Origin of the sequence: Aporhodopirellula aestuarii, assembly GCF_023701485.1 — a bacterium.
Lineage (GTDB): Bacteria > Planctomycetota > Planctomycetia > Pirellulales > Pirellulaceae > Rhodopirellula > Rhodopirellula aestuarii.
In genome coordinates, this window is sequence record NZ_JAMQBK010000073.1 from 25,832 (window position 1) to 51,165 (window position 25,334).

The 25,334-nt window shown below is 54.8% G+C and carries 20 protein-coding genes and 1 CRISPR repeat array; of the genes, 15 read left to right on the plus strand and 5 right to left on the minus strand.

The annotated features are described in order from the left end of the window. Positions 1 to 192 precede the first annotated feature (192 nt). The 3 genes from NB063_RS25200 to NB063_RS25210 all read right to left on the minus strand — a co-directional run bounded on the left by NB063_RS25200 (position 193) and on the right by NB063_RS25210 (position 1,830). Entirely contained in the window at positions 193 to 831 is a 639-nt protein-coding gene (locus tag NB063_RS25200; protein WP_250931803.1) for a hypothetical protein, read from the minus strand. Positions 832 to 1,105: 274 nt separating this feature from the next. Further along, positions 1,106 to 1,633, minus strand: coding sequence for a hypothetical protein (locus tag NB063_RS25205; RefSeq protein ID WP_250931804.1), 528 nt, complete (start codon positions 1,631 to 1,633; stop codon positions 1,106 to 1,108). Beyond that, positions 1,630 to 1,830: a hypothetical protein gene (locus NB063_RS25210; RefSeq protein WP_250931805.1), complete on the minus strand. Its 201-nt coding sequence runs from the start codon at positions 1,828 to 1,830 to the stop codon at positions 1,630 to 1,632. The genes NB063_RS25205 and NB063_RS25210 overlap by 4 nt, the downstream gene beginning before the upstream one ends. A gap of 775 nt (positions 1,831 to 2,605) precedes the next feature. Here NB063_RS25210 and cas3 point away from each other — a divergent pair. The 4 genes from cas3 to cas7c all read left to right on the plus strand — a co-directional run bounded on the left by cas3 (position 2,606) and on the right by cas7c (position 8,505). Next, complete coding sequence (cas3, locus tag NB063_RS25215) at positions 2,606 to 4,840, plus strand: CRISPR-associated helicase Cas3' (protein ID WP_250931806.1); 2,235 nt, start codon at positions 2,606 to 2,608, stop codon at positions 4,838 to 4,840. 335 nt (positions 4,841 to 5,175) lie between these two features. After that, positions 5,176 to 5,847, plus strand: a complete 672-nt coding sequence (gene cas5c, locus NB063_RS25220) for a type I-C CRISPR-associated protein Cas5c (protein WP_250931807.1) — start codon at positions 5,176 to 5,178, stop codon at positions 5,845 to 5,847. After that, on the plus strand, positions 5,844 to 7,580 hold the full coding sequence (gene cas8c / locus NB063_RS25225; protein ID WP_250931808.1) for a type I-C CRISPR-associated protein Cas8c/Csd1: 1,737 nt from the start codon (positions 5,844 to 5,846) through the stop codon (positions 7,578 to 7,580). Before cas5c ends, cas8c begins: the two co-directional genes overlap by 4 nt. Before the next feature lie 70 nt (positions 7,581 to 7,650). Next, positions 7,651 to 8,505 (plus strand): type I-C CRISPR-associated protein Cas7/Csd2, encoded by an 855-nt coding sequence (gene cas7c / locus NB063_RS25230; RefSeq protein WP_250931809.1) that lies wholly within the window; start codon positions 7,651 to 7,653, stop codon positions 8,503 to 8,505. Positions 8,506 to 8,559: 54 nt separating this feature from the next. On the opposite strand, the gene NB063_RS25235 is transcribed toward cas7c, so the two are convergent. Then, a complete protein-coding gene (locus NB063_RS25235; protein WP_250931810.1) occupies positions 8,560 to 8,805 on the minus strand; it encodes a hypothetical protein in 246 nt (81 codons plus the stop codon). Here NB063_RS25235 and NB063_RS25240 point away from each other — a divergent pair. From NB063_RS25240 to cas2, 4 genes are read left to right on the plus strand one after another with little or no spacing between them, the layout of a single operon-like run. After that, complete coding sequence (locus NB063_RS25240; RefSeq protein WP_250931811.1) at positions 8,804 to 9,298, plus strand: hypothetical protein; 495 nt, start codon at positions 8,804 to 8,806, stop codon at positions 9,296 to 9,298. The genes NB063_RS25235 and NB063_RS25240 overlap by 2 nt on opposite strands. A gap of 13 nt (positions 9,299 to 9,311) precedes the next feature. Continuing rightward, positions 9,312 to 9,992 (plus strand): CRISPR-associated protein Cas4, encoded by a 681-nt coding sequence (gene cas4 / locus NB063_RS25245; RefSeq protein WP_250931812.1) that lies wholly within the window; start codon positions 9,312 to 9,314, stop codon positions 9,990 to 9,992. Then, complete coding sequence (cas1c, locus tag NB063_RS25250) at positions 9,989 to 11,014, plus strand: type I-C CRISPR-associated endonuclease Cas1c (RefSeq protein ID WP_250931813.1); 1,026 nt, start codon at positions 9,989 to 9,991, stop codon at positions 11,012 to 11,014. Before cas4 ends, cas1c begins: the two co-directional genes overlap by 4 nt. Positions 11,015 to 11,064: 50 nt before the next feature. After that, a complete protein-coding gene (gene cas2 / locus NB063_RS25255) occupies positions 11,065 to 11,358 on the plus strand; it encodes a CRISPR-associated endonuclease Cas2 (RefSeq protein WP_250931833.1) in 294 nt (97 codons plus the stop codon). A gap of 180 nt (positions 11,359 to 11,538) precedes the next feature. Continuing rightward, positions 11,539 to 14,539: direct repeats of the CRISPR family, unit length 33 nt; unit sequence GTCGCGTCCTTCACGGGACGCGTGGATTGAAAC. Between the two features lie 88 nt (positions 14,540 to 14,627). Here cas2 and NB063_RS25260 read toward each other — a convergent pair. After that, positions 14,628 to 15,197 carry a COG3415 family protein gene (locus NB063_RS25260; protein ID WP_250931814.1) on the minus strand — a complete coding sequence of 190 codons (570 nt, stop codon included), beginning with the start codon at positions 15,195 to 15,197 and terminating at the stop codon, positions 14,628 to 14,630. A 681-nt stretch (positions 15,198 to 15,878) separates the two neighbouring features. Between NB063_RS25260 and NB063_RS25265 the strand changes: the two genes are divergently transcribed. The 7 genes from NB063_RS25265 to NB063_RS25295 all read left to right on the plus strand — a co-directional run bounded on the left by NB063_RS25265 (position 15,879) and on the right by NB063_RS25295 (position 25,331). Further along, positions 15,879 to 17,093, plus strand: coding sequence for a DUF1559 domain-containing protein (locus NB063_RS25265; protein WP_250931815.1), 1,215 nt, complete (start codon positions 15,879 to 15,881; stop codon positions 17,091 to 17,093). A 775-nt stretch (positions 17,094 to 17,868) separates the two neighbouring features. After that, a complete protein-coding gene (locus NB063_RS25270) occupies positions 17,869 to 18,192 on the plus strand; it encodes a hypothetical protein (protein WP_250931816.1) in 324 nt (107 codons plus the stop codon). An 89-nt stretch (positions 18,193 to 18,281) separates the two neighbouring features. Then, complete coding sequence (locus tag NB063_RS25275) at positions 18,282 to 18,686, plus strand: SGNH/GDSL hydrolase family protein (protein WP_250931817.1); 405 nt, start codon at positions 18,282 to 18,284, stop codon at positions 18,684 to 18,686. A gap of 161 nt (positions 18,687 to 18,847) precedes the next feature. After that, entirely contained in the window at positions 18,848 to 20,665 is a 1,818-nt protein-coding gene (locus tag NB063_RS25280) for an arylsulfatase (RefSeq protein ID WP_250931818.1), read from the plus strand. Between the two features lie 6 nt (positions 20,666 to 20,671). Then, complete coding sequence (locus NB063_RS25285; protein ID WP_250931819.1) at positions 20,672 to 22,195, plus strand: sulfatase family protein; 1,524 nt, start codon at positions 20,672 to 20,674, stop codon at positions 22,193 to 22,195. Beyond that, positions 22,192 to 23,154, plus strand: a complete 963-nt coding sequence (locus tag NB063_RS25290; protein WP_250931820.1) for an alpha/beta hydrolase — start codon at positions 22,192 to 22,194, stop codon at positions 23,152 to 23,154. The genes NB063_RS25285 and NB063_RS25290 overlap by 4 nt, the downstream gene beginning before the upstream one ends. Continuing rightward, complete coding sequence (locus NB063_RS25295) at positions 23,151 to 25,331, plus strand: right-handed parallel beta-helix repeat-containing protein (protein WP_250931821.1); 2,181 nt, start codon at positions 23,151 to 23,153, stop codon at positions 25,329 to 25,331. Before NB063_RS25290 ends, NB063_RS25295 begins: the two co-directional genes overlap by 4 nt. Positions 25,332 to 25,334 lie beyond the last annotated feature (3 nt).

The window sequence follows — 25,334 nt, forward strand, 5'->3', positions numbered from 1 at the left end:
GTACCCGAGAAGGTGACGCGGTCCAGCAAAGAGGCCGATCGACTCCATTCCCGGAATCGGTCGAATGCGGCGTATGAGTTCCTAACGTGGATCTTGCACGTCGCGCTGCACCGCGTGCTCGTCGCGGTTGTTAGACAGGTCGTGCTCGGCCTGTCCCGTTGGCTCTTCTTTGGCGATTCTGTACGAAGCCGATCACTGCTGGAGGAGCGTCGCCTCGACATACCCCGCCGCGTCTTTGGGGGCGCTCACGGAGATTTTGATTGGGAGGTCGCGATCTACTAAGAAGTCCTTCAGCCTGCTCGCGATGGAACGGATCGAACTCGTCTTTGCATCCTCGCTGCCCCAAACCGCCAGCTTCACTTCGGCCAAGTCGACCTTCCACTTGTCCAACGCCTTGGGGTTCTTTGACCAAAGGTAATTGGCAAGTTGCAATTGTCGGGTCTTCCACCCCAGGTCGGCGAGTTGGTCACTCCAAGGGGCAGAGTGTTGTGGGGCGCGTTCGAAATCTGCTGCGTCCCTGAGTTCGTGGACGATTTTGAGGAGTAACTCCTCGGGGTAAACCTCGTCGATGGTTGCGTCCTCAATCCGATTGGACAACTCCTCCAATTTGCGTCGGCAAAGTGAGTGGTTGTCGCCCGACATCGCCCTTATCAGTTTTTTGAGATACGCCGAATCCTGCTTGGCGTCCTCTGATGTACTGAGCTTGGTTTTGCCCTCCTGAAATTCTTCCTCCCATTCCGCCAGATCTTGCAGGGCTTTGCGTCTGCGGGAGGTCTCTTTAGGGGGCTGACTCTTCGAGCTCTTGATTGCCTTCAACTGATTCTTACCCATCGATTTGCCTTCTGTTCGTTTTTCACTGTTCTCCGGTGTTTTTCACCGGGCTCAATCGCGCAAGAATCGAACCTAAGCCAAGAAAGCGATTCGCCCTACACGGGTTTGAGCGGAAAACGGGCGATTTCAGAATTTTTTTCGGAGGTGCGGGCGGCGAGCGTGAACGGTGAAAACAACGCGTTTCCCTCGTCCGCGACTCGCTCGGCCCCGATCCGGATCGTTGTTGGGGTTGGGAGGCACGGCGTCTCGCCTTCGGCGGCTGAGTCGCTACTGACTACTCGGTAGCGAGGCTGCTCTCGACGCCCCGTAGGAGCGAGCGGAGCAGCTCGGGAAGATGCCGGAGCAACGCGACCCGCACCGCAGGACGGCAATCACGCAGCGGCACGCATCGCTTGAACGCCGCCTCGTACGCCTCGTCGCCTTCCTGCCACTCCTGGTAGTCGTCTGAGGACCAGACGACGGCGGAACAGCCGTGGTCCGTTGTGATGGCGGCCTGCACGAATTCGAGGCACTCGGGTGGACCGTCCGGTCCGTAGAGCCGGCGGATCGAGACCGGCCCCATGGCGAATTGCCGGTGGCAGAGCCCGAGTCGGTGTGCCCGTTGGATCGCCCGATCGACCGCGTCGATGGCTCGGTCCGCCGTGTCGACCTGGTCCGAGATCCGGTAGCAGGCGGCGTCGAGCTTGTCGGCCAACGCAAGCAGTTGGTCGGCCGCTCCGACGCTCTTGGGCGACGCGGTCGCGGGGCCAGTGGCGTCGCAGATCATTTCACCCAGCAGGGGTGAGTAAAAACAGTGAGTCATGGTTTCTCCGATTCGTGGTTTGGTTGTTGAGTGTCTTCGTGGGTAAGTGCTTCCTTGGTTTCCCGAAGTCGTCTTCGGGCGGCGAGTCTCGCGATCAGTTCGATCAACTCATCGAACGGGGCCGAAGGTGACGTTGCGTCTTCCTGCGGATCGTCCTGACGGACTCTTCCGTCCTTCGCGTTGGGGTGCCGAGTCATCGTCGCACCCCGTGTTGTCGATCCACACTTCGGGCAGTCCTGCCCTTCAGTTTCGACCGCTGCCGGCGCAGTTCGCGTCGGCCGATTTTCAGCGGGGCATTCTTTGCCTGATACCACTGCCACCAGGGCGGCAGCGGATTGAGACGGTGAGGCAACGCACCGTTCTGGTTCTGAGAACCGAATCGGCCAGTGGGCCGTGATCGGTTTGACATCGATTCCTCCTTGTGAATCATGGTCTCCGCGAAATCAACGAGAGACGTTGATCGCTTGTACTAGAAGTGTCCGTGTCCCCTTGCACGCGACTCGCGGTTCAGGCTGCAGCGGCAAGGCGGGACCGCATTACCGCGTGTCGCGAAGAACAGGCTAGCTGTCGATCGGACGAGGGACGTTTCGGTGGATGGTGGCTAACCTTCTTTCAACTATACGTAGCGCAATTTCAGGATAAATTCAGCATCAGTTATGCATTGTCGATATCGCAGCGAGAGCGAGCATGCGTACTCATGTAGTATTCCACTTGTTGGAATCACGATGCCTGGGGGAGGAAGTGGTTTGTGTATCTCAACGTGCGGTTTTGTGATGCACACTGGAGCGTGTTCGAGAGACCGCAAACACGCTCGTGAATGGCTTCAATGCGTCTGACGCTTTCGTGTTCGCAATAATATTGCTCGCATGTGTAGTTGCGCGGTTGAGTTACTTTCGGCGGACGAGTGACCAAACGTGTCACGGCAAGTGCTAAAATTTTGGCTTTCCTTGATCTGTTCTCTCGCCAGCTGCTATGTCCCGCTACGCGCACAGCCTTCCCTGCAATCCTGATCGTGATTTATGGGAGCCAATCGAAAATCATGAACAGGCGGTTGCTGCTCTTTCTGAAGGGTTTCTCAAACGCATTGATTCTGGGCTTGCTGCTTGGGGAGACCTGCTCGGCCGTTGGCATGACGTTGGCAAGTATAGCGACGAATTTCAAAACTACTTGGCTTGCGCCGGCGATGTTCACGGTTCAGAAGTTTCGGGCAAAGTCGATCATTCGACTGCTGGCGCTCAGCTCGCCATTGGTAGCCCTTCGCCTTTTGGGAAACTGATTGCTTATGCATTGGCAGGGCATCACACGGGTTTGCCCGATTGGGACGTCGCGACAGGGCGATCAGGATTGAAGCAAAGGCTCGAAAAACAGGTGCCGCGTTGGCAATCTGAAGCGACGAAGCACCTGGAATCCCTCAGGCTTCCGGCAACAATTCCTGTGCGACCGCCGGAAGCATATGAGACGTATTGTCGGCATCGTATCGCTTCGTTCCGAATCTGCTGTGTAATTCGTATGATGTTTTCCGCGTTGGTCGACGCTGACTTCTTGGCTACCGAAGCGTTTATGTCGCCGGAGCAGTCGGGAAATCGCCAGAGCGGTTCGGCGAGCATGGACGATTTGGCAGAAACGCTCGACGGGTATCTGAACCGTCTTCGATCTGGCGCTAAGCCGTCGCCGGTCAATCAGATTCGCGATCAAGTCAGCGAAGCGTGTATTGACGCGGCTGAACTTGTCCCCGGATTGTTTTCGCTCAACGTCCCCACCGGTGGCGGCAAAACGCTCTCGTCATTGCAATTCGCTCTGCGGCACTCCGTGCGTCACGGGCTGGATGGCGTTATCGTCGGCATCCCATTCACCAGCATTATCGAACAGAATGCGAAGGTGTATCGAGGTGTTTTCGAATCGCTCGGTGAGGGTGTGGTGCTCGAGCATCACAGCAATACCGATCCGGAACAAGAGACCACTCAAAGTCGCCTTCAGTCGGAGAATTGGGACGCACCGGTGGTGATTACCACCAACAATCAGCTCTTTGAATCTTTGTTTGCGTGCCGCACCTCTCGCTGTCGCAAACTCCACCGGATTGCTCGGCGGGTCATCATCTTAGACGAAGTGCAATCGCTACCTGTCGAATTGTTGACGCCTACCTTGTTGGCTATTCGCGAATTGGTCGAGTCGTTCGGTTGCACTGTAGTGCTTTGCACAGCCACTCAGCCCGCACTGCAATGGAAAGGCGACTTTGCAATCGGTTTGCGTGGCATCCGCGACATCATTCCAACGTCTGCCAAACTGCATGACCGCTTGCGTCGGACGACTGTTCGTGCGATCGGCAAACTGAACGATGAGGACCTCATTGCTCGGATCGAGGCCGAAAATCAGACCCTTTGCATCGTCAACACTCGGCCTCACGCGAGCAAACTGTTTGCCGCATTGGATGAGTCAGAAGCGAATTTCCACTTGAGTACCCGCATGTGCGCGGCCCACCGATTGGACGTACTCAATAGCCAGATTCGCCCGCGACTGGACAATGGAACGCCGTGTCGTGTCATTAGCACTCAGTTGATTGAAGCTGGCGTAGATGTCGACTTTCCGGTCGTGTTCCGCGATGCATGTGGAATTGATTCGTTAACGCAAGCTGCTGGACGCTGCAACCGTGAAGGGCGCGCTGCCATTGGCAACGTGTACTATTTCCAGGGCGAGCGACGACCGCCACCGGGGACGCTGCGGATGTCGGCCGATCATGGGCTGGAGATCGCTCGTCATTACGACGATTTGCTCAGTCCGGAAGCCATCGAAGCGTATTTTCGCATGCACTATTGGCAACAGAAAGATCGCTGGGATTTCCGCCAAGTGATGGACGCGATCGGTCGCGATCCAAGCCGAATGGAATTTCAGTTTCGTCAGATTGCCGATCGCTATCGCTTTATTGATGAGGAAGCCGAAACCCTGTATGTGCCGTGGGAGAAGGGGAAGCAGTTAATCCGCAGCTTAAGCGAATCGGACTATCCACCCGACCGAAAGCTGAGACGTCATTTGCAACGATATTCGATCAACCTACGTCGTCATGAATTAGTGCAACTTGATGCCGCCGGCGCGTTGTTGTCGTTTCACGGTTACCACACGCTAACGCAGCGACATTTGTACGATGACAAACTTGGCTTGATGCTCTTGAAAGCGGACGGCATTGTACCACCGGAGGACTACATGTGTTGAGGCATTGATCGGGCAAGAGATGAGATGGATCTAGATTGGGCATCCACGCCCTTGCAGTTCATTGGAAAGCCGCAGCGGCAATGCCGCTGCGGCTATCGATCTTTCCTGACGTACAGAACTAACGCGTTTCAATCCACGCTGGTGACCCAGCGACGTGGGATTCGGTTGCTCCCAACCAAAGAAAGGAAGCCGGTGCCACCAAAATGTGGAGGTCAGCCGGCTGCATTCTCGATGATGCGTTTAAGTCTCGCGACAAATTGTTTGGTTACAACCCTTGACACTGGGATTAGGTACATATAGAACTAACGCGAAGTTGCAAGTTACCAGGGGAACCGATGGATTTATCAAAAAACCGCGTTGCTTTACGAATTTGGGGCATCCTTGCCTGTTTCACCCGGCCCGAGATGAAGGTCGAGCGTGTGTCTTATGACGTGATCACACCTTCGGCGGCACGGGGGATACTGGAATCCATCTATTGGAAGCCGCAGATCGTTTGGGTGGTTGATCGCTTGCACGTTCTCAAACCGATTCGCTTTACGAACATTCGTCGAAACGAACTCGGCAGCGTTGGGCCGTCCGAACGGTCGCTCAAACCGTACTTAAACGGTTCGAAAACCGAACCGCTGATGCAAGTCATCGAAGACGATCGGCAACAACGTGCCGCGACACTTTTGCAAGATGTCGAGTATGTGATCGAAGCACACTACGAAGTCCGAAATGGAAACGAGTCGCCACAAAAGCACTTTGAGATGTTCAAGCGACGTGCATCGAAAGGTCAGTGCTTCCAACAACCCTATCTCGGTTGCCGAGAATTCGTCGCGGATTTTGCGTGGCACGAAGGCGATAGGGCATCGGTGGATGAATCGTTAATTGGTATACATGATCTGGGGTTCATGCTGCACGACATCGACTTTGATAATCAGATGACACCTCGCTTCTTTCGCGCGACCATGGTCGACGGCGTGATTGACGTTCCGCAGATTCAAAGTAACGAGGTGCGTTCATGATTCTGCAACGTTTGTGTGAGTACTACGACGTTATCGACGCGGACCCAGAAATCGAAATCGCTCAGCAAGGTTTTTCGCCGCAAAAAGTCACGTTTGAAATTGTACTCTCTCGCGATGGAAGTGTTGCCGCAATCAATGATCTGCGATCGATCGATGGAAAACGCAAGGTTCCGCGGTCACTTCAGTTGCCATTCGAAGGACGAACCAGCGGCGTCAAAGCAATGTTTCTGTGGGACAAAGCGGAGTATCTACTGGGGTACCTGTCACCGGAACTTCGTGATCCGCCCAACGATGAAAGTGATTCAGATCGAAAGAAGCGACTGAAGAAAGTCGATCGCGTTTTGAAATGTTTCGAAGCATCGAAGAAAACGCACTTGGCGTTTGCAGATTCGATTGATGATGATGACTACGCTGTTCTCTGCCAATTCTATTCAGCTTGGGAACCGGAAAAGCTGCCAGTTGAGCAACGGACGTTGATTGACGAATTAGGAACGGGATTTGGCGTTTTTCGGATTGACGGCGAGCGAGACTTTTTGCACGAATCTAGCGAACTGCGTCGGTTTTGGTCGCACTACCAGGCGAACCGCGATAGTGATGAGATATCAGGAATTTGCTTGGTTACTGGTGAGCGTACATCACTGGCTCGCTTGCACGGCAGTATAAAAGGGGTCCGCGACGCTCAATCTTCGGGTGCCTCGATTGTCTCGTTTAACAAATCGTCATTCGAAAGCTTCGGCAAAACCCAAAGTTTCAATTCACCGGTCGGCGAACAGGCCGCGTTCAAATATGCCACTGCACTGAATCACTTGCTCGATCGCAAGAACAGTCGGACCATCCAAGTCGGTGACGCGACGTGTGTATTCTGGTCCGAAGCGAAAGACCCAGTCGCCGAAGATGTCTTTTCGTTCGGGCTTGATCCCGGACGGTTTGAAGACGATTCGCGGGCCGCCGCGATTGGTAATGTGCTCAGCCAAGCCGTGAACGGCAACGCCGTCTTGCCGGAACCCGGTGCCGCGTTCCATGTACTCGGTTTGTCCCCGAACGCATCACGATTATCGATTCGGTTTTGGATTTCGGGCTCGGCGATCGAAATGGTCGGCCGTGTTGCCGAACATCAGCGAAGGCTTGAAATCGTTCGTAGCGGCAAGGATTCCGATTGGATTCCGCTGTGGATGATCCTCGCTCAAACGGCCCGAGAATCTAAAGAAGTGCCGCCGTTGTTGGGTGGTGCTTTACTTCGCAGTGTACTGACGGGCGGTCACTATCCCGAGGCTCTGCTCGCCGCGATCCTGCGTCGAATTCGCGCCGAACAGGAGATCCGGCACGTCAAGGCAGCCACGATCAAAGCGATATTGAACCATAACCATCAAAAGGAGATTTCCGTCATGCTCGACCCTGAACGTCCCGATCCGGCCTATCAACTCGGGCGTCTGTTCGCGTGCCTCGAGAGAGCGCAAGAAGATGCCCTGCCCGGCCTCAATGCTACGATCAAAGACCGCTACTTCGGTGCGGCATCCGCCACACCTGGAACGGTGTTCCCTCGACTCATCCGAATGAACCAGCACCACATCGGTAAGCTCGAAGGCGGCAAGAAGGTCGTCGCCGAAAAACGAATCCAAGAAATCATGGGACGACTGCATGACTTCCCGTCACATCTTGGCATCATCGACCAGGGTCTGTTTTCGATCGGTTATTACCACCAGCGGCAAGACTTCTTCACGAAGAAAGAATAACCGACGGAAGCCACTCAGTAGTCTTTTGCACCCTTTACTCAATTTTGATTCAACTTTCCAAGGATTCATCATGGACCACCGATACGATTTTGTTTTCTTGTTTGATGTCACTGACGGTAACCCCAACGGAGACCCGGACGCAGGCAACCTTCCACGTGTTGATCCCGAAACCGGACACGGGCTTGTTACCGATGTTTGTTTGAAACGCAAAATCCGTAACTTCGTGGCCAATGTGAAGGACGAGACGCCACCATTTGAAATCTATGTAAAAGAACGTGCGGTGTTGAACAACCAACACTCGCGAGCCTACGAAGCGTTGAAACTGGACGCGTCGAAGGCGAAACGCACTGAAGTTGATCAGTGTCGCGATTGGATGTGTCAAAATTTTTATGACGTTCGTGCGTTCGGTGCGGTGATGAGTACCAAAGTCAATTGTGGCCAAGTCCGTGGTCCGGTTCAAATGGCATTCTCACGAAGCATTGACCCGATCGTGTCGCTGGAACATTCAATTACGCGTTGCGCTGTTGCCACGGAGAAAGAGGCGGAAAAGCAAGACGGCGACAACCGAACGATGGGGCGGAAGTTTACGGTTCCTTATGGCCTGTATCGTTGCCACGGGTTCATCAATCCATTCTTCGCACGTCAAACTGGATTCGGCGAAGACGATTTGCAACTGTTTTGGAAGTCGCTTCAAAATATGTTCGAACTGGATCGTTCAGCCAGTCGTGGGCAGATGACGCCGCAAGCATTGGTCGTGTTTCAACACGACGACACCTTAGGCAACGCCCCGGCTCATCAGTTGCAAAAACGTGTCAGTGTTGTCCTAAGGGATGCCACAACGCCAGCACGTTCGAGCGATGACTATGACGTCCAGATCGACGAAGCCAACCTACCCGCAGGGATCTCAATTCATCGGATGTTTTGATTGATTTTGTTTGATCGAGACGCTTCAACGCGGTATTCAATCACTATGAGCGTCTTACGTTGAAGGCGCCGAGAATATGATCCGCTTTGATTCCGCTGAGTGGCTTTGGATGACTCCTACAGGAAAGCAATCCGACTGTCCGTCGATGATCGTCTCGACGACCGCTTCGCCGCCAACGATCGACTCGTGTTTGGTAAGGATGGCAAAGTCGCCGCCGACCTGCCCCAGTTCGTATCGTTTCCCGCCACAATGCAACCACAACTCAACTTCGGCTGATCGAGGAAGGTTCGAGGCGATCATGGATTTACCCGTTGGTTATGAAGAACAGATCGAAGAATACTGCCGAAAGCATGAGGCCGTGCTGCGGCGATCACTCGGCACCGGTACCCAGGGTACCGTTTTCACTGCAAAAAAGCCACGTCATCCCAGTGTTTATGCAGTCAAGTTTCATCTCCGTCAAATAGCTTACGATCGCGAAGTTGGCGTTTACCTCCGCCTGCAAGATCTGGAAGTATCCGAAGTTCGCGGGCATCAAGTCCCGCAATTGCTTGCGTACGACGACGATTTGCTTGTCATCGAGATGTCCACAGTCAAACCTCCATTCTGTCTCGATTTCGGAGGTGCCTATTTGGACTGCCCGCCAGACTACACGCCCGAAGTGTGGCGGGATTGGCGAGAGGAAAAATCGGAGGACTTTGAGGACAATTGGCCTGCCGTGGAAGAGATTCTTGAGGAATTTCGCTGGATGGGGATCCACATCGCCGACGTGAATCCAGGCAACATCCGATTTTAAGGCCGCGAGAACCATGACCTACCACGATGATGATTTGTTTCCCATTTCCGCGTTGCAACATTACCTGTTCTGCCCTCGGCAATGTGCGTTGATTCACCTCGAACAAGTTTGGGCTGAAAACCACCTGACGATGGAAGGTTTGTTGTTACACGAGAAGGCCGATTCGCCGACGCATGAGACACGCCCGCACGACGATGGCGTTCGTGTTCGTGTCGAACGCGCGTTACCAATTCGGTCGCTTGCATTGGGGTTGATCGGCAAGGCCGACATCGTCGAATTTCACCATTCGGCTGGCTCGCCCCCGTCCACGCGGATCGTCCCGGTCGAGTACAAGCGTGGCAAACCCAAGGCGAATGATTGCGACCGTGTTCAGCTATGTGCTCAAGCTTTGTGCTTGGAGGAAATGTGCTCCACCGAGGTGACCGAAGGTGCGCTCTTTTACGGCGTTCGACGGCGGCGAACTGACGTGGCTTTTGATGGCAAGCTTCGTCAACGCACGATGCAAACAATCGATGCCCTGCGGACGATGGTGGACGGTCGCATTACACCCCCCGCGATTCGCACGAAGGCCTGCGATAAGTGTTCACTAATTGAACTCTGTTTGCCTGACGCCACTGCCGGCAACCGTAGCGTTGCGAGGTTTATGAGCCGGCAGTTGTTGTCCAATCTTCGAGACGAAACGACGATTGAATGAAACGACATCTCAACACACTGTTCGTCACGACCGAAGGAAGCTATCTAGCGAAAGACGGTGCGGCCGTACAAGTGCGTTTCGAAAAGAAAACCTTGCTTCGGGTGCCATTACACAATCTGGATGGCATCGTATGCTTCGGTCGTGTCGGATTCAGCTCGCAGTTGGCCGCAGCTTGTGCCGATGCCGGTGTATCGATTTCATTGATGTCCCCGCATGGGCGATTCCGGGCCGCTGTGGTCGGGTTTTCCCCCGGCAACGTGTTGCTGCGACGTCAACAGTATCGGGCAGCTGATGATTCTGAGGTGACCGCACGGATCGCTCGTAATTGCATCTCCGGTAAGATCGCAAATTGCCGCAGTGTGCTGCTGCGAGCGGCTCGTGACGCCAATGAGGAGGAGCGATCAAGCCGGTTGAAGCTGGCTGCCAAACATCTCGCACCGATCCTACGTCGAGTTGCGAAGGCTGATGACGCGGATACGGTACGTGGTTATGAGGGCGAGTCGGCGTCAAAGTACTTTGCGGCGTTTGACGACTTGACATCCGTGGAGGGTTTTCAAATGAAAGGAAGGTCCAGACGACCTCCTTTGGACCCTATCAATGCATTGCTGTCGTTCTTGTACGCGATGTTGGCGCACGACGCCCGTAGTGCTTGCGAGGCATGCGGGCTCGACGCAGCGGTAGGATTTTTGCATCGAGACCGTCCCGGTCGACCTGGGTGTGCATTGGACTTGATGGAGGAATTCCGCCCTGTTTTGGCGGACCGTTTGGCATTCTCACTAATCAATCGAAAACAGGTTAGCACCAAGGGATTCGACGTGACTTCGTCGGGAGCGGTGCGAATGGATGATAAAACCCGCAAGACCGTATTGACGGCGTATCAAACTCGAAAGCAAGACACTATCGAACACCCGTTTTTGGGTGAGAAAACCACGATGGGGCTGTTGGTGCACCTGCAAGCTCGGTTGCTTGCCCGGCATCTGCGAGGGGACCTAGACGAATACCCGGCGTTCATTTGGAAGTAAATTTCGGTTGGCGATCCGAATAAAACGATCATGATTTAAAGGTGACTTCAATGGTGATGTTGGTGACGTATGATGTGAGCACGGCCAGCACTGCGGGAAAACGCCGTTTGCGCATGATCGCGAAAATTTGCTTGGACTATGGCCAGCGGGTTCAAAACAGCGTTTTCGAGCTGGACTTGGATCACGCAAAATGGGTGGAATGCCGAGCAAGGTTGGTGGAGGCGATGGAGCCGGACGAGGACAGTCTACGTTTCTACCGGCTGGGTAATCATTGGCGTGAACGGGTCGAACACATTGGTACGAACCCCTCGACAGACCTCAGCGGTGGGACGTTGTTGGCGTGACCGCGAACCCAAAGCGCACACGCGAAAGCAGGCGGGTTCGCGGAAGCCGTATTATCCCACTATGAACGGTATGTTGATCGGTTGCGACTGCCAAAGAAGCTGGGCAATACCGCACTACATCCCCGCTTCGCGAATTGCTACGCTGAAAAGCTGCTGTGGCTGCGTTGTGCGACCACCGCGGTCGCGTCCTTCACGGGACGCGTGGATTGAAACTGATCACTGATCGGCCACCGAGCATCGGCACCCGTCGCGTCCTTCACGGGACGCGTGGATTGAAACAACGGCGGATTCAACAGCGAAAGCGTGGTTGCGGGTCGCGTCCTTCACGGGACGCGTGGATTGAAACTATCCGAGTGCATCACCGTCGTCGTTGTTCGATGTCGCGTCCTTCACGGGACGCGTGGATTGAAACCGTACGGCACACCGTCGACTTTTTCGGACGCGTCGTCGCGTCCTTCACGGGACGCGTGGATTGAAACAAATTGCCCGATGTCACCTCGGATCGCCCCGGTGGTCGCGTCCTTCACGGGACGCGTGGATTGAAACTATTTCATACCCAAGACCGACCGAAAACTGGGTGGTCGCGTCCTTCACGGGACGCGTGGATTGAAACAAGACCATCCGCAACGCGTCTTCCGAATCGGTTTTGGTCGCGTCCTTCACGGGACGCGTGGATTGAAACATTAAAGGGTGTTTGGGAACAAAGACTGCTGGACGGTCGCGTCCTTCACGGGACGCGTGGATTGAAACAAGCTGAAGTCAGGGCCGTACTTGATCGTGACCAAGTCGCGTCCTTCACGGGACGCGTGGATTGAAACTTCACGACCGGCGAACTGAAATTCGATTTCTCGCCGTCGCGTCCTTCACGGGACGCGTGGATTGAAACTCGCCGGGCTATCCGTGCTGGCAAAACGACCGAGGGTCGCGTCCTTCACGGGACGCGTGGATTGAAACATGGACACGCGGCGGCTCGCCGAGCGATTCGCCTGTCGCGTCCTTCACGGGACGCGTGGATTGAAACCTCCTCGCGTCCGGATCGCTGATTGCGATTCGACGTCGCGTCCTTCACGGGACGCGTGGATTGAAACAAGTACGCGTCTGGCGAAAACGGATTCCACTGCTAGTCGCGTCCTTCACGGGACGCGTGGATTGAAACTGTTGTAAATAAACAAGCAGAGCAAACAATTGGGCCGTCGCGTCCTTCACGGGACGCGTGGATTGAAACTTCGGCTCCTCGGTTTCGGCTTCGTCGCCCTTGAGTCGCGTCCTTCACGGGACGCGTGGATTGAAACTCGCCTGCGTGCAGCATCCAACCATTCGTCTCGGTCGCGTCCTTCACGGGACGCGTGGATTGAAACGGTAACGGGCTCATCCCATACGCTGTCGTCGTCGGGTCGCGTCCTTCACGGGACGCGTGGATTGAAACTCGTTCGACAAAGAAGCCGTAATCAACGTCAATCGGTCGCGTCCTTCACGGGACGCGTGGATTGAAACACGGCGTGAATCGCGAATCGACGCCATAGCCGCAGTCGCGTCCTTCACGGGACGCGTGGATTGAAACGTCGGTTAATTCGCGCGTAACGGTGGCGAACATTTGTCGCGTCCTTCACGGGACGCGTGGATTGAAACCGTAACAGTCAATGTGCCTACCGCGGCTGAGATCGCGTCGCGTCCTTCACGGGACGCGTGGATTGAAACTCGTACGGTTTGCATGCCCCTGGCACCGCGGCAAGTCGCGTCCTTCACGGGACGCGTGGATTGAAACTCGAAGCGCACACGCTGAAAGGTTGCAGGCACACAGTCGCGTCCTTCACGGGACGCGTGGATTGAAACACGTAGAGCAAACATCTCAAAGTCAGTCAATGAAGTAGTCGCGTCCTTCACGGGACGCGTGGATTGAAACTAATTCGGATGTTGCAGGTTCAAATCCTGCCGGGGGGTCGCGTCCTTCACGGGACGCGTGGATTGAAACATGCCTTCGCGAGTTAACGCGGCTCGCCCGACATGTCGCGTCCTTCACGGGACGCGTGGATTGAAACGCCTAATCCGGCTCCAACCAGGATCTCAGCAAGCGTCGCGTCCTTCACGGGACGCGTGGATTGAAACCCGACAGGTGATGAAGACGACGAAGGCACACCGGTCGCGTCCTTCACGGGACGCGTGGATTGAAACACTCCGAAGGGATTCTTGACGGCTCACATGGCACGTCGCGTCCTTCACGGGACGCGTGGATTGAAACCACCTATTGTGGACTGAGTACAACCCGCGTTGTTGTCGCGTCCTTCACGGGACGCGTGGATTGAAACACGGACGCAGCAAAACTCGCTGGTGTGTCACACACGTCGCGTCCTTCACGGGACGCGTGGATTGAAACCCGTTGCTGTTAATTCATTGATCGTCTTTCTCAGGTCGCGTCCTTCACGGGACGCGTGGATTGAAACGGATAAGCTGGAGCCCCACGACCATGAATTTATTGTCGCGTCCTTCACGGGACGCGTGGATTGAAACCTCACAGCAGTGGGCAACAACAGCAAGTGTCTGAACGTCGCGTCCTTCACGGGACGCGTGGATTGAAACAATGGCCGGTTGGGTTACCGCGTGGATTGCTTCACGTCGCGTCCTTCACGGGACGCGTGGATTGAAACCATTGGTGCTGGCGACTGATACCGAGGCAAGAGTGGTCGCGTCCTTCACGGGACGCGTGGATTGAAACAACAGCGAAAATGTTGTTGCTGGACTTGGCACACCGGTCGCGTCCTTCACGGGACGCGTGGATTGAAACCTCCGCATCCTTCTTCAATTGCTCGGAAATTTCGGTCGCGTCCTTCACGGGACGCGTGGATTGAAACTCGCTGTTGAACCCACCGTTGAACGGAGTGGACGTCGCGTCCTTCACGGGACGCGTGGATTGAAACCGGCTGCTGGATTGTCGAGCGTAGATGACGGCCCGTCGCGTCCTTCACGGGACGCGTGGATTGAAACGGTCGACCGGTCGCCGAAATATGGCGGCACGGGGTCGCGTCCTTCACGGGACGCGTGGATTGAAACATTGAGGATTATCTGGAGGAAAACACGCACCTGGAGTCGCGTCCTTCACGGGACGCGTGGATTGAAACCGTAAGATCGAGCGGTCTTACAAACTCCCTAGGTCGCGTCCTTCACGGGACGCGTGGATTGAAACTGAAAGTGTCTCTAGGTTAGACCCCCAGTCGAGTGTCCTCAGAGCACTTGAGTTCGGCGCTCTGAGGCAGCACTTTCGACGAGCATTCCTATCCTGTTGTTTCGGACATCCGCTTCTTTTCATCGCGAACGGTCCAGGCACTTACTCCAGCTCGGCGGGCGATCTCTCGTTTGCTGAGGTTGCTGTTGGTGAGAAGGTCGCGGATCTGGTTGATCTTCTCCTCGGGGATCTTGCGGTGATTGGTGCCGGTGTTGAGGTTCTTACCCGCGTTGACGGCTTTGAGGTTCTCGGCGGAGTGAAACTGCTTGTAGGCTCGTGAGGCGGTTCCCTGGGAGGTATTCAGTCGCTTGGCGATCTCTACGAAGGATAAGCCTTCGTTTCGTAACCGTACGACCTCGGGACCGATCCTTTCCGTCTTGCTGTTGGGGTTCTTGCGTCGGACGCTGAAGTCGGCCGGTGGGATGAACCGAGTGTCGTTCTTTGCCCCCCACTCGATCGCACGTTTGACAGTCGATGGATCGATCTCCAGGGCCACGGCGATAGCGTTTATTGGCGAGCCCGCCTCGTGCATTTTCGATGCTTCGCCCGCAATCCGTTGGTAATTCGGGAAGTCGACGATCGTGACCGGCAGCTCTTCCCCCATTGTCCAACTACACACTTGAAGGAACTCGAGATGCAGAGCACTATCGCCTCATATTTGCTAGCACTGCCGGTTGTTGCCTGCTGGAGCAAAACCCACAGCATATTGATCGTGAAGGCTTACGCCCGTGCCATTCAGTTCAGGGGTGATTTCTTTCCCGGCGCGACTCAGAATCAAGGAGTGCCATCGGGAAGCTCCAACTCTCGTCGCAACTCGTACGGATCTCAAGTTCCCGGGGAAGAGCGAGTGACCGTTGTCTCTTGGGACATCGTATCGTACGCATTGCAGACTGTGCCGATTTGACGTGCGAATCGGGCATCTATCGACTCGACTTCTGCCGCGCACGGGATCACCAAATCAGTGCTACCAGACGTTTATCACTCGATCCATCAAAGCGGTTGATCAAAGAAATTACAGCGGACCACTACAACAGCCATGGCGGGTCGTTTATGAACGCCCCGCTAGGACTGTGTTCATGCGTGCACTGGTGAAAGCAAGAAAAGCTGGCTTGTCATCCAAAGAGAGGACAGACTAGGTGCTCGTAGTGGTATAACATTGAACTTTAACCAGCTGTCAATGGTTGCTACTGCAGCGATATCCGAACTCGTGTAGGCCGGTCATCAAGTCAGTGGGCCTTCTGTTTTCCATGCTGGTTGACTGTTTTGTACAGGTTCAATTTTTCTACTTAGAGGTGTATCCATGAATTACTCAAAAGGGCGACGCGCGTTCACGTTAGTTGAGCTGCTCGTCGTGATCGCCATTATCGGTGTTCTGGTGGGGTTGTTGCTGCCCGCCGTGCAGGCTGCCCGCGAGGCGGCACGCAGAATGAGTTGCAGCAACAACTTCAAGCAAATTGGGCTCGGAATTCACAACTATCACAGTGCTTACAAGAAGGTGCCGAAGCACGGGACTGGCAGTGACTACGTTTGGAAACCCAATTACTGGTGGAGAAGTAGTTGGAAAGGTAGCAGCATGCGTTTGAGTATGCTCGTATCCATCACACCCTTCGTTGAGCAACAGTCGCTATGGGAGACCATTTCCAATCCATCAATCGGTCGGACTGATGGGGATACGTCGGCTAATGGGGGCCATGTGGGCGCTCCCTGGCGAGAGATGGGCCCGTCCCCCGATAATATTCAATACAAGCCCTGGATTACTCGGATTCCGACCTTCCGCTGCCCTAGCGATCCAGGGCAGGGCTTGCCGGCCCTTGGCAGGACCAACTACGCAGCCTGTGTAGGCGACGCGATTGGGCAAATCCATACGGGTCCCTGGCAAAGGGCAGGCTCTCGCGTCATCATCAGTCAGACTAGAAGAGAGCAAGCAAGGGCCAGGAATCGTGGGTTCTTCAAGCCGCGTGACGAAGGGGCCTTCCGTGACTGTCTTGATGGCCTGGCCAACACCATTGCGATGGGCGAGATCATTACCTACCTGGGAGATCAGGATTCACGGGGTGTCCCTCCAGAGGCTGGATTGTCAGGCAACAATGTAATCAACAACCCCTCCAGGTGCACCGACGACAATCTGCTCGACGCAGCACGCCCACGATTCTGGAATGCCGCTTCAAGGCAGGTGGCCAACGATCTTAAGGGGCGGGGATTTGCGTGGGCTGATGCTATGAACCATATGTCCAGCGTCACAACGATTCTTCCTCCAAACCGAGAGGTCTGTGGCCCCGACAACTCGGGGGTGAGAGGTCAAGCGATCTTCACTGTCTCTAGCCAACACCAAGGCGGTGCTCACGTGCTCATGGCCGATGGTGCGGTTAAGTTCATCACGGACTCGATTGAAGCCGGAGACTCACGCGCGCGAATGATTCACAGTCTCAGCGATGGAGGCCGTCCAAGTCCGTACGGGCTCTGGGGCGCACTTGGAACTCGTGCTAACAAAGAAGTTATTGACCAGGATTTCTAAGGAGCCGAGGTTCTATCGAGCATGTTAGCATGCAAGATGAAAGTTTGGCGACCAAAGCCTCTCATTTGATGAGGGGCAGAGTGTTTGCGGAATTTCCTACCAAAACGTAGTGTTACTCCACAGGCTGTGATGCGACATTCGCGATTGATTAAGGCAGGAGAGTTTGGGTCGACTAGGCTTTCCTGTCTTCACTTCCGAAAATTGGTCGTCCCCGGTAAGTCGAATTGAACTAACAACCTTTTGAAAGATTTTGATTATGCAATTGCGTGTATGTATATTGGGCTTGGGTGCGGTTTTATTCTTTGCTGGCTGCGATGAGGGAAATAGTACTGCCATCGACACTAGCGATAAGGCGGCGATTCAGGATTACGAGGCGAAATTGAAGGCGATGGAAGATCGGTTGGTCGAGGAGGGGTTGTCGGACGACGGCCTATAGGTTGGCGAGCTTGGGCGATCAGCAGACATCTGGGTGCGATTTTCCGCAGCCAACGAAGTAATAATAGACGCGACACGTGCCACCTATGAGCGTCACCGTCGCTTCTATAATTACGAGATTAGGCTTGCCTACTTCCTTCGCCAGGTGTTTGTCGCGGGCCGTTGACACTGTCGGTGAGGGGACAATCCAGAACCCAGCATTCGATTCCCCTCGCTCAGAAACTGCTCGGCGAGTAGAGGCGCGAGCGAACGCCCAAACGGATGGCTTCCGCCGCTTCGAGGTAAACCGTAGCAGGCTGTGTATAGACGCAGACTTAAGGTGACACCATGGACTTGCCCAATGCGACCAAACAATTATCAGCAACTGAACAATTTGCCGCGCACCGTGCTGGTTGTGGCGCTCGGTACGCTTAGTTCGCAAGCCGATGAAGGCCAGATGGTCAAATTTTCGTTGCATGAAGCAGCCGATTCGGAGGTGAGTTCGTCGGGCCAATCAATATCGGCAATATCGGCAATATCGGCAAAGGAGGCGTGGGCGAAGCCTCCAGGTAGGTTCGTGACGCATCTTGAGTTTGAGTTTGTTGAAAACGATCCGGCCTTGTCCAATGTGCTGATCCATGGTGATTCGATCTCGATCATGTACACCGGGCGCGTCTGCGAATAGGCTCAATGGTGAAACAAATGTGTACAGACTGTATTGCCACGGCGGAGATTCGGGTTCCTTCATCGCCAAAATGAAAAATGCACGAGGCAATGAGAGACGAAAGCCTTGATCGACCTTGGGCGTTCGATTGGGACGTGATCCATTTCAACGTCGGTTTGCACGACTTGAAATCTCTCTCCGCCAGAAAGCTCGGCAAGAAGAACGGAGTGCAAGTTTCATCGCTTGGTGTCTACCAAAAGAAAGTTGGCGAGATCGCTAAATACATGAAGGCCCCCGCTCCCGACGCAAAGTTGATCATCGCAATGACGACGCCAGTCCCTGACGGTGAACCGGGCCGGGTAGCAGGTGACGCACAAAAGGACACCCAAGCGGCCAGACAGATCCTGCTTGGACACCCGGGAATCCCCATCAACGATCTCTACCGCTCTATTAAGCTGACTCAAACGAAATGGTGGACCGCACCGGGCAATGTTCACTTCAACAAATCAGGGTAGGAACGCCCAGAGCGGTGAAGTGGCGCGAACCATTCTTGGCTCGCTTTCCCACTGAAACCGCAATCGTCTTTTTCCGCACGATCATTGAGATCCGGGGCGCTCAGGAGCGTACCTATTGTCCCGCGACCAGCAGCATCTTCAACATGAGAATCAACAGGCACATGAAACGCCTCTTTCAAATTGCACTTTTAGTTTTGGTCGCTGTACCCTCGGTCTATTCTGACGATAAACGGCAACCCAACGTTGTCGTCGTCATCACGGATGACCAGGGTTACGGCGATCTGGCCTTCACCGGCAACCCCGCGATCAAGACGCCGAATATCGACAGGTTGGCCAAGCAAGGAACGTTGCTGAACAACTTTCACGTCGATCCCACCTGTGCCCCGACACGATCGGCGCTGATGACCGGGCGCTACTCCGATCGTGTTGGTGTCTGGCACACCGTTCAAGGGCGCAACATGTTGCGCCGTCGTGAAACTACCATGGCCGATGTCTTCAGCGCTAATGGTTATGCCACGGGGCTGTTTGGTAAATGGCACCTCGGCGACTGCTATCCCTATCGCCCACAAGACCGGGGCTTCCAGTACTGCGTTTACCATGAAGCCGGCGGAGTTGGCCAAGCACCCGATTACTGGGGCAACGACTACTTTGATGACACCTACATCGTCAACGGAAGGCACCAGCGATTTGAAGGTTTCTGTACCGACGTTTGGTTCGATGAGGGCATGAAATTTATCGAGACAAACAAAGACAAACCGTTTTTTGCTTATATCTCGACCAACGCCCCGCACAGCCCATATTTCTGTCCCGAGGAATATAGCAAGCCCTACGAAGGGAACCCGCAGGTCTCCGTCCCAGAGTTCTACGGCATGATCACCAACATCGACGACAACATGGCCAAACTCATGAAAATGCTCGATGACCAAGGCATCGCCGACAATACGATCTTGGTTTTCATGACCGACAACGGAACGGCAGGAGGCTTGAAAGGGGGACGCGGGTACGACGGTGGCATGCGTGGCATGAAAAACTCCGAATACGAAGGCGGTCACCGCGTCCCGTTCATCGTCCGCTGGCCCGATGGAAACATCGAGGCTGGGAAATCAATCGAAAATCTTACCGCCCACATCGATATCCTGCCGACCTTCATCGAACTATGCGATCTTGAGGCGCCCGAGATCGAATTTGACGGCCGCAGCATCGCGAACTTGCTGCATACCGATGGCAAGGGCTGGGCGGAACGATCCCTGGTGGTGGAATCGCAGCGGGTGGTCGACCCGATCAAATGGCGCAAGAGTGCCGTGATGGATAGCCGTTGGCGTTTGGTCAACGGCGAGGAACTCTTTGACCTGAAATCCGACCCCAAACAAGCCAACGATCTGGCCGCCAATCACCCGGAAGTACTAAAACGCCTGCGCGATCGATACGACGCTTTCTGGGACGACGTTTCGCAGGAACATGACCTGACCAGCTACATGGTCATCGGTTCGGACCGTTCACCCATCGTCTCGCTTTCCTCCCACGACTGGCTGATTGATAAACTTCCGCCATGGAACCAGAATCACATCAAGAACGGCGCCGTGGCAGAAGAATCGTTCTGGGCGATCGAGGTCGAGCAAGACGGCGAGTATGAAATTTCGCTCCGCCGCTGGCCGGTCGAAGCCGACAAGGGCATCAACGATGGCACCTACGGCAAAGCATTCAACTACAAGCAGGCACGTTTGCGGATTGGTGATATTGACCAGACGATCGACATCCCTGAGGGAGCGAAAGAGGTCACGTTCAAGGTTTCCTTGAAAAGAGGAATCACCGAGCTCGCGCCGGTTTTCATTGGCCCCAATCTGACGGCCACCCCATACTATGCCTACGTGACGCACCAACCCAAGACCGGTTGGCAAACGCCGCAAGGTATGGGCATTCCCGTTTACGACCCGTCCTATGGTCGGGTCCCGCCGCAAGCAACAGCGAGGAAAAGGTAGAGCCAGATGAAATACGCTTTTCTATTTGCCATCGCGTGGTTGTCTGTTTGGCCAGTGCAAGCAGCTGGGCCCAACGCCAGGCCGAATATTGTCTTTCTGATGTCCGATGACCAGAGCACCTACACCATGGGGTGCTACGGCAATCACGACGTGAAGACACCTAACCTCGATCGCCTCGCGGCCGCCGGGATGGTATTCGACAATCACTATGACACCACCGCCATCTGCATGGGCTCACGCGCCAATGTGATGACCGGCATGTATGAATACAAGCACGGCTGCAATTTCAAGCATGGCGAAATGCTTGCGGATATCTGGGGAAAATCTTATCCCATGCTGTTGCGTGATGCGGGGTACACCACCGCGTTTGCTGGGAAGTTCGGGTTCGATCTGCGGAGCACGCCCGACGGGCCGAAACTCGATTTGCCCAGCGATGATTTTGATCGCTGGGGCGGCGGCCCTGGACAGACCTTCTATGAAACAAAAATGAACGAATCGATGGCGGCCTACGCGAAGGAGTACCCGCACTCCACACTCTCGTACGGCGCGTTCGGACGCGACTTCATTCGCGATGTATCCAAGTCCGAAAAGCCGTTCTGCTTGTCGATCAGTTTTAAGGCGCCTCATCGGCCAACCACACCGGATCCCAAATTCGATGCGGTCTACGCCGGCAAAACCTTCAAGAAGCCGGACAACTATGGCCGTGAAAATGGCGAGCATTTCTCCCAGCAGAGCAAGCAGGGACGTCAGTACGTTCGTTTCGAAGAGTGGGGCTATCACAACGATTACGACAACGTCATGGCCACGTATCATCAACAGATCTATGCGATTGATGTCGCCGTGGGCATGATCCGCGACGCACTTCGAGAACAGGGCGCCGCAGACAACACCGTAATTATCTACACGTCCGACAATGGCTTCTTCTGCGGTTCGCACGGCTATGGCTCCAAGGTGCTGCCATACGAGGAGGCCTCGCGTGTTCCGTTGATCATCTACGACCCACGCCATCCAAACTCCGGTAACCAAGTGCGGTGTGATGCGCTGACGGGCAACATCGACTTTGCCCCAACGATTTTGAAGCTTGCGGGTCTATCTGTCCCTGAAAACATTGATGGCGCGGATCTGATGCAACTCTATGACGATCCGCAGGAATCGATCCATGAATCGCTCGCATTGATCAACGTTTACAACCAAGCAGGACCACCCATCACGCACGCGATGGCCGTTGTGACGAAGGAACTGAAATACATTTATTGGCCCTATGCAGCCGAAGGCTTTGAGCCAACCGAAGAACTTTATCAGCTTGGAAATGATCCGCTTGAGTTGAGAGAGCTGGCTCGCGTGCCCGACTACCACGTCGCCCTAAAGAAGATGCAGGCGGTTTATGACCGACACCTGGACCATTGGAAGTCGGAAGGTATTTCGTTCAACAACTACCGGCCTTACACCGCGCTTTTTGATCGAAACGTCGATTGGGCGGACAAAGTACCTCACCTCGAAAAGCTCAAGAAGAATACAAAAAGACGATGAATTACCTCACCAAAGTGATGGCCATTGCGGCAATCTGTTTGTGCACAGCTGTCGCGGCGGCAGATGATGCGAAAGTGGCTTGGACCGGAACAACATTCTTGGACGTCACCTACAAGCAGGTTGACGGACGACAGATCAAGCTAGACATCTATCTGCCTCCGGCTGGCAACTCGGGGGCGGTGCCCGTCCTCTACTACGTGCACGGCGGGGGATGGGCCGCCGGAAGCAAAGATAAGGGCGGGCTGCCCTTGATGTTGCCGGTGTTCCAGCAATTCGCCGAAGAAGGATTCGCTTGCGTTTCGATCAACTATCGGCTCTGCAAAAAGAATAGCGGCGTGCTGATGCGAGACTGCGTGACCGATGCCATGGATGGGTTGCGTTTCTTAAAGAAGAACGCGAAACGCTATGGCCTTGATCCCGATCGAATCGTGGTGTGGGGCGACTCGGCTGGCGGGCAACTTGCACAGATGCTCACGCTTGCCGATCCGGATGCCTTCATCGGTGACGAATCGCTCGCGGACGTTTCTGTGCGACCCATTGCCGGAATGTCCTGGTATGGCCCCACGGACTTCACCGATGTCGATCTCTTCAAGACCGATCTCTCCGATAAGAACCCGGATCGCTTTGGTGCCAGGATTACAGGATCAGCGGGAGGCTATGCGGAGAATCCGGAAGCCTACGAGGAGATGAGCCCCTACTACTGGATCAAAAAAGAGAGTCCGCCGCTCCTTCTCATTCAGGGCGATACGGATGCAACCATTCCGTTTGCCCACGCGTCTCATTTGAAAACAAAGGCCGACAAGATCGGGGCAGATGTCACAATGATCATTGTCAAGAACGCTGGTCACAACTGGCGAAAGGCTGGGGGAGATCCGAATCCCAGCGTGAAGGAGATCCAACGCATGACAGCGGAATTTGCGATCCGGCAGGTCCTCGAAACGAGAAACACAATCAAATGAAAAACCTATCGATTTGCCTGCTGTTGTTGATGATGACGATGATCGTCAGGTTCGGCGTCGCTGCCACACCAGACGCGGACTTTTATCTGTCGTCGAAGGGATCGGATCAATGGTCGGGCACGCTCGCCCAGCCCAATGCGGAGGGGACGGACGGCCCATTCGCTACGCTCACGCGGGCTCGCAATGCGGTGCGCATCCTGAAGCAGCATAAGAAGTCGGACATTCGAGTCCTGCTTCGTGAAGGCACGTACCCGCTGGCGGAAACAGTCGTCTTTGGCGTGGAAGATTCTGGCGAGAGCGACGCGACCGTGACCTACGCCGCCTATCCCGATGAGACTCCCGTGCTGAGTTCGGGCCGGGAGATCAAGGGCTGGCAGAAAGTGTCGGAAGATCTTCCTGGTTTGCCTGAGAATGCTCGCGGAAATGTGTGGGTAGCAAACACCTCTGATCGATTCCTCACTCTTTACGATGACGGGGGAATGCTGCCGCGCGCTCGGTCGGAGCGTTTTGTTCCCAAAGGCAACGCGACGGAGCTTCAGTATCCAGAAGGAAAATTGAAGAATTGGCCGAATGTGCAAGACGTCGAAATTGTGGTCCGCCCCACTCGGCTTTGGACCATGAATATCTTGCCCCTGGTTTCAGTGAATGAGAAGCAAAGAGTTGCTCATACTGCCATTCCTGCGACCTATGGAATGAACAAAATCGGTTGCTGGGTTGAGAATGTCGTGGAGGAAATCGACAAGCCAGGTGAATGGGCACTCAACACGAAAGAAGGGAAGGTCTACCTGTGGCCCCGGACTCCTTGGGACGCAGGGAATTCACCTGTCATCTCTCCGCGGTTAATTGAGTTCATCCGAGTCGAGGGGAGAATCGACAAGAAGGGGCCTAAAGATATTCCCGTTCGCAACCTGCGTTTTCGTGGTCTCACGTTCCAGCATGGGGAACGCTATACGCTGGCTGGCGACGATGCCGGCCTACAGCACGATTGGGACATGTTCGACAAGGGCAATGCACTCGTTCGTTTTCGCGGTGCCGAGAACTGTGCCATCGAGCAGTGTCATTTTCTTCATAGCGGAAGCGGCGCAATCCGCGTGGATCTGCATGGGCAGCACAACAAAATCACTGGCAACCGCATCGAACACCTGGGTGGCGGTGGCATTCTGCTTTGTGGTTACGGACCCGGTACGAAGGACGTGAACAAGAACAACATCGTCTACAACAACGACATTCATCACGTGGGACAAATCTACTGGCAGTCACCGGGGATTTTCCTTTCTCAGAGTGGCGAAAACCGTGTGGCACACAACCTGATCCATCACACCAACTATTCAGGGCTGATCGTTTCAGGCATCGTTCACCGCTTTATCACGCAGGGCAACAAACGCGAATCGCAGCGGACCGTCCGATGGCATGAGCTGGAAAACCTGCCGAAAAATCCTGAGCCAGACGAAGTTCGACCGTTTCTGCACACGCGTAATAACGTGATCGAGAACAACGAGATCCACCACGCAATGCAGATCCTGGGTGACGGCAATGGAATCTACATTCGCGGCTGCGGTCCGGGCAATGTGATTCGCCGAAACTACATCCACCATTTGGTGTCCGACATCCATGGCCAAAGCGCGATCCGGACCGACGGAGGACAGGAAGATACCATAATCGCCGAAAATTTGATGTACCAATGCAAGTCGCAGGGCGTGACTTTGAAGCTGAACAATCGCCTTGAAAACAACATCATTGCTGACGTGATTGCACCACGGGGCGTCTATCTGAAAATCGTCGAAGGACCGATGAAGGGCGCGAGAAACAAGCGGAACATTTTCTATTCTTCGCGGGCCGACTGTACGTTCATCTCCGAACCCGGAGGTGGTACCGGAAAAGTCGGTGAGGATCGCAGGGGACGGCTGCCGGCGCGGATGAAAGATATCGATTCCGACCACAACATCTACTTCTGCAAAGCCGAACCCCGACTGGGTGAAGAAACACTGGCGAGACTTCGACGTGATGGCGTCGATGCCAGCAGCCGGTCGGTCGACCCGATGTTCGTTGATCCGGAGAATGGCGACTTTCGATTCAAGCCGGGATCACCCGCGCTAGAAATGGGGATTGTCCCCATCAATGTTTCCGAAATTGGATTGCGAACCAAATCGGTTGGGAACGCGGACGTCGGGTCATGATGA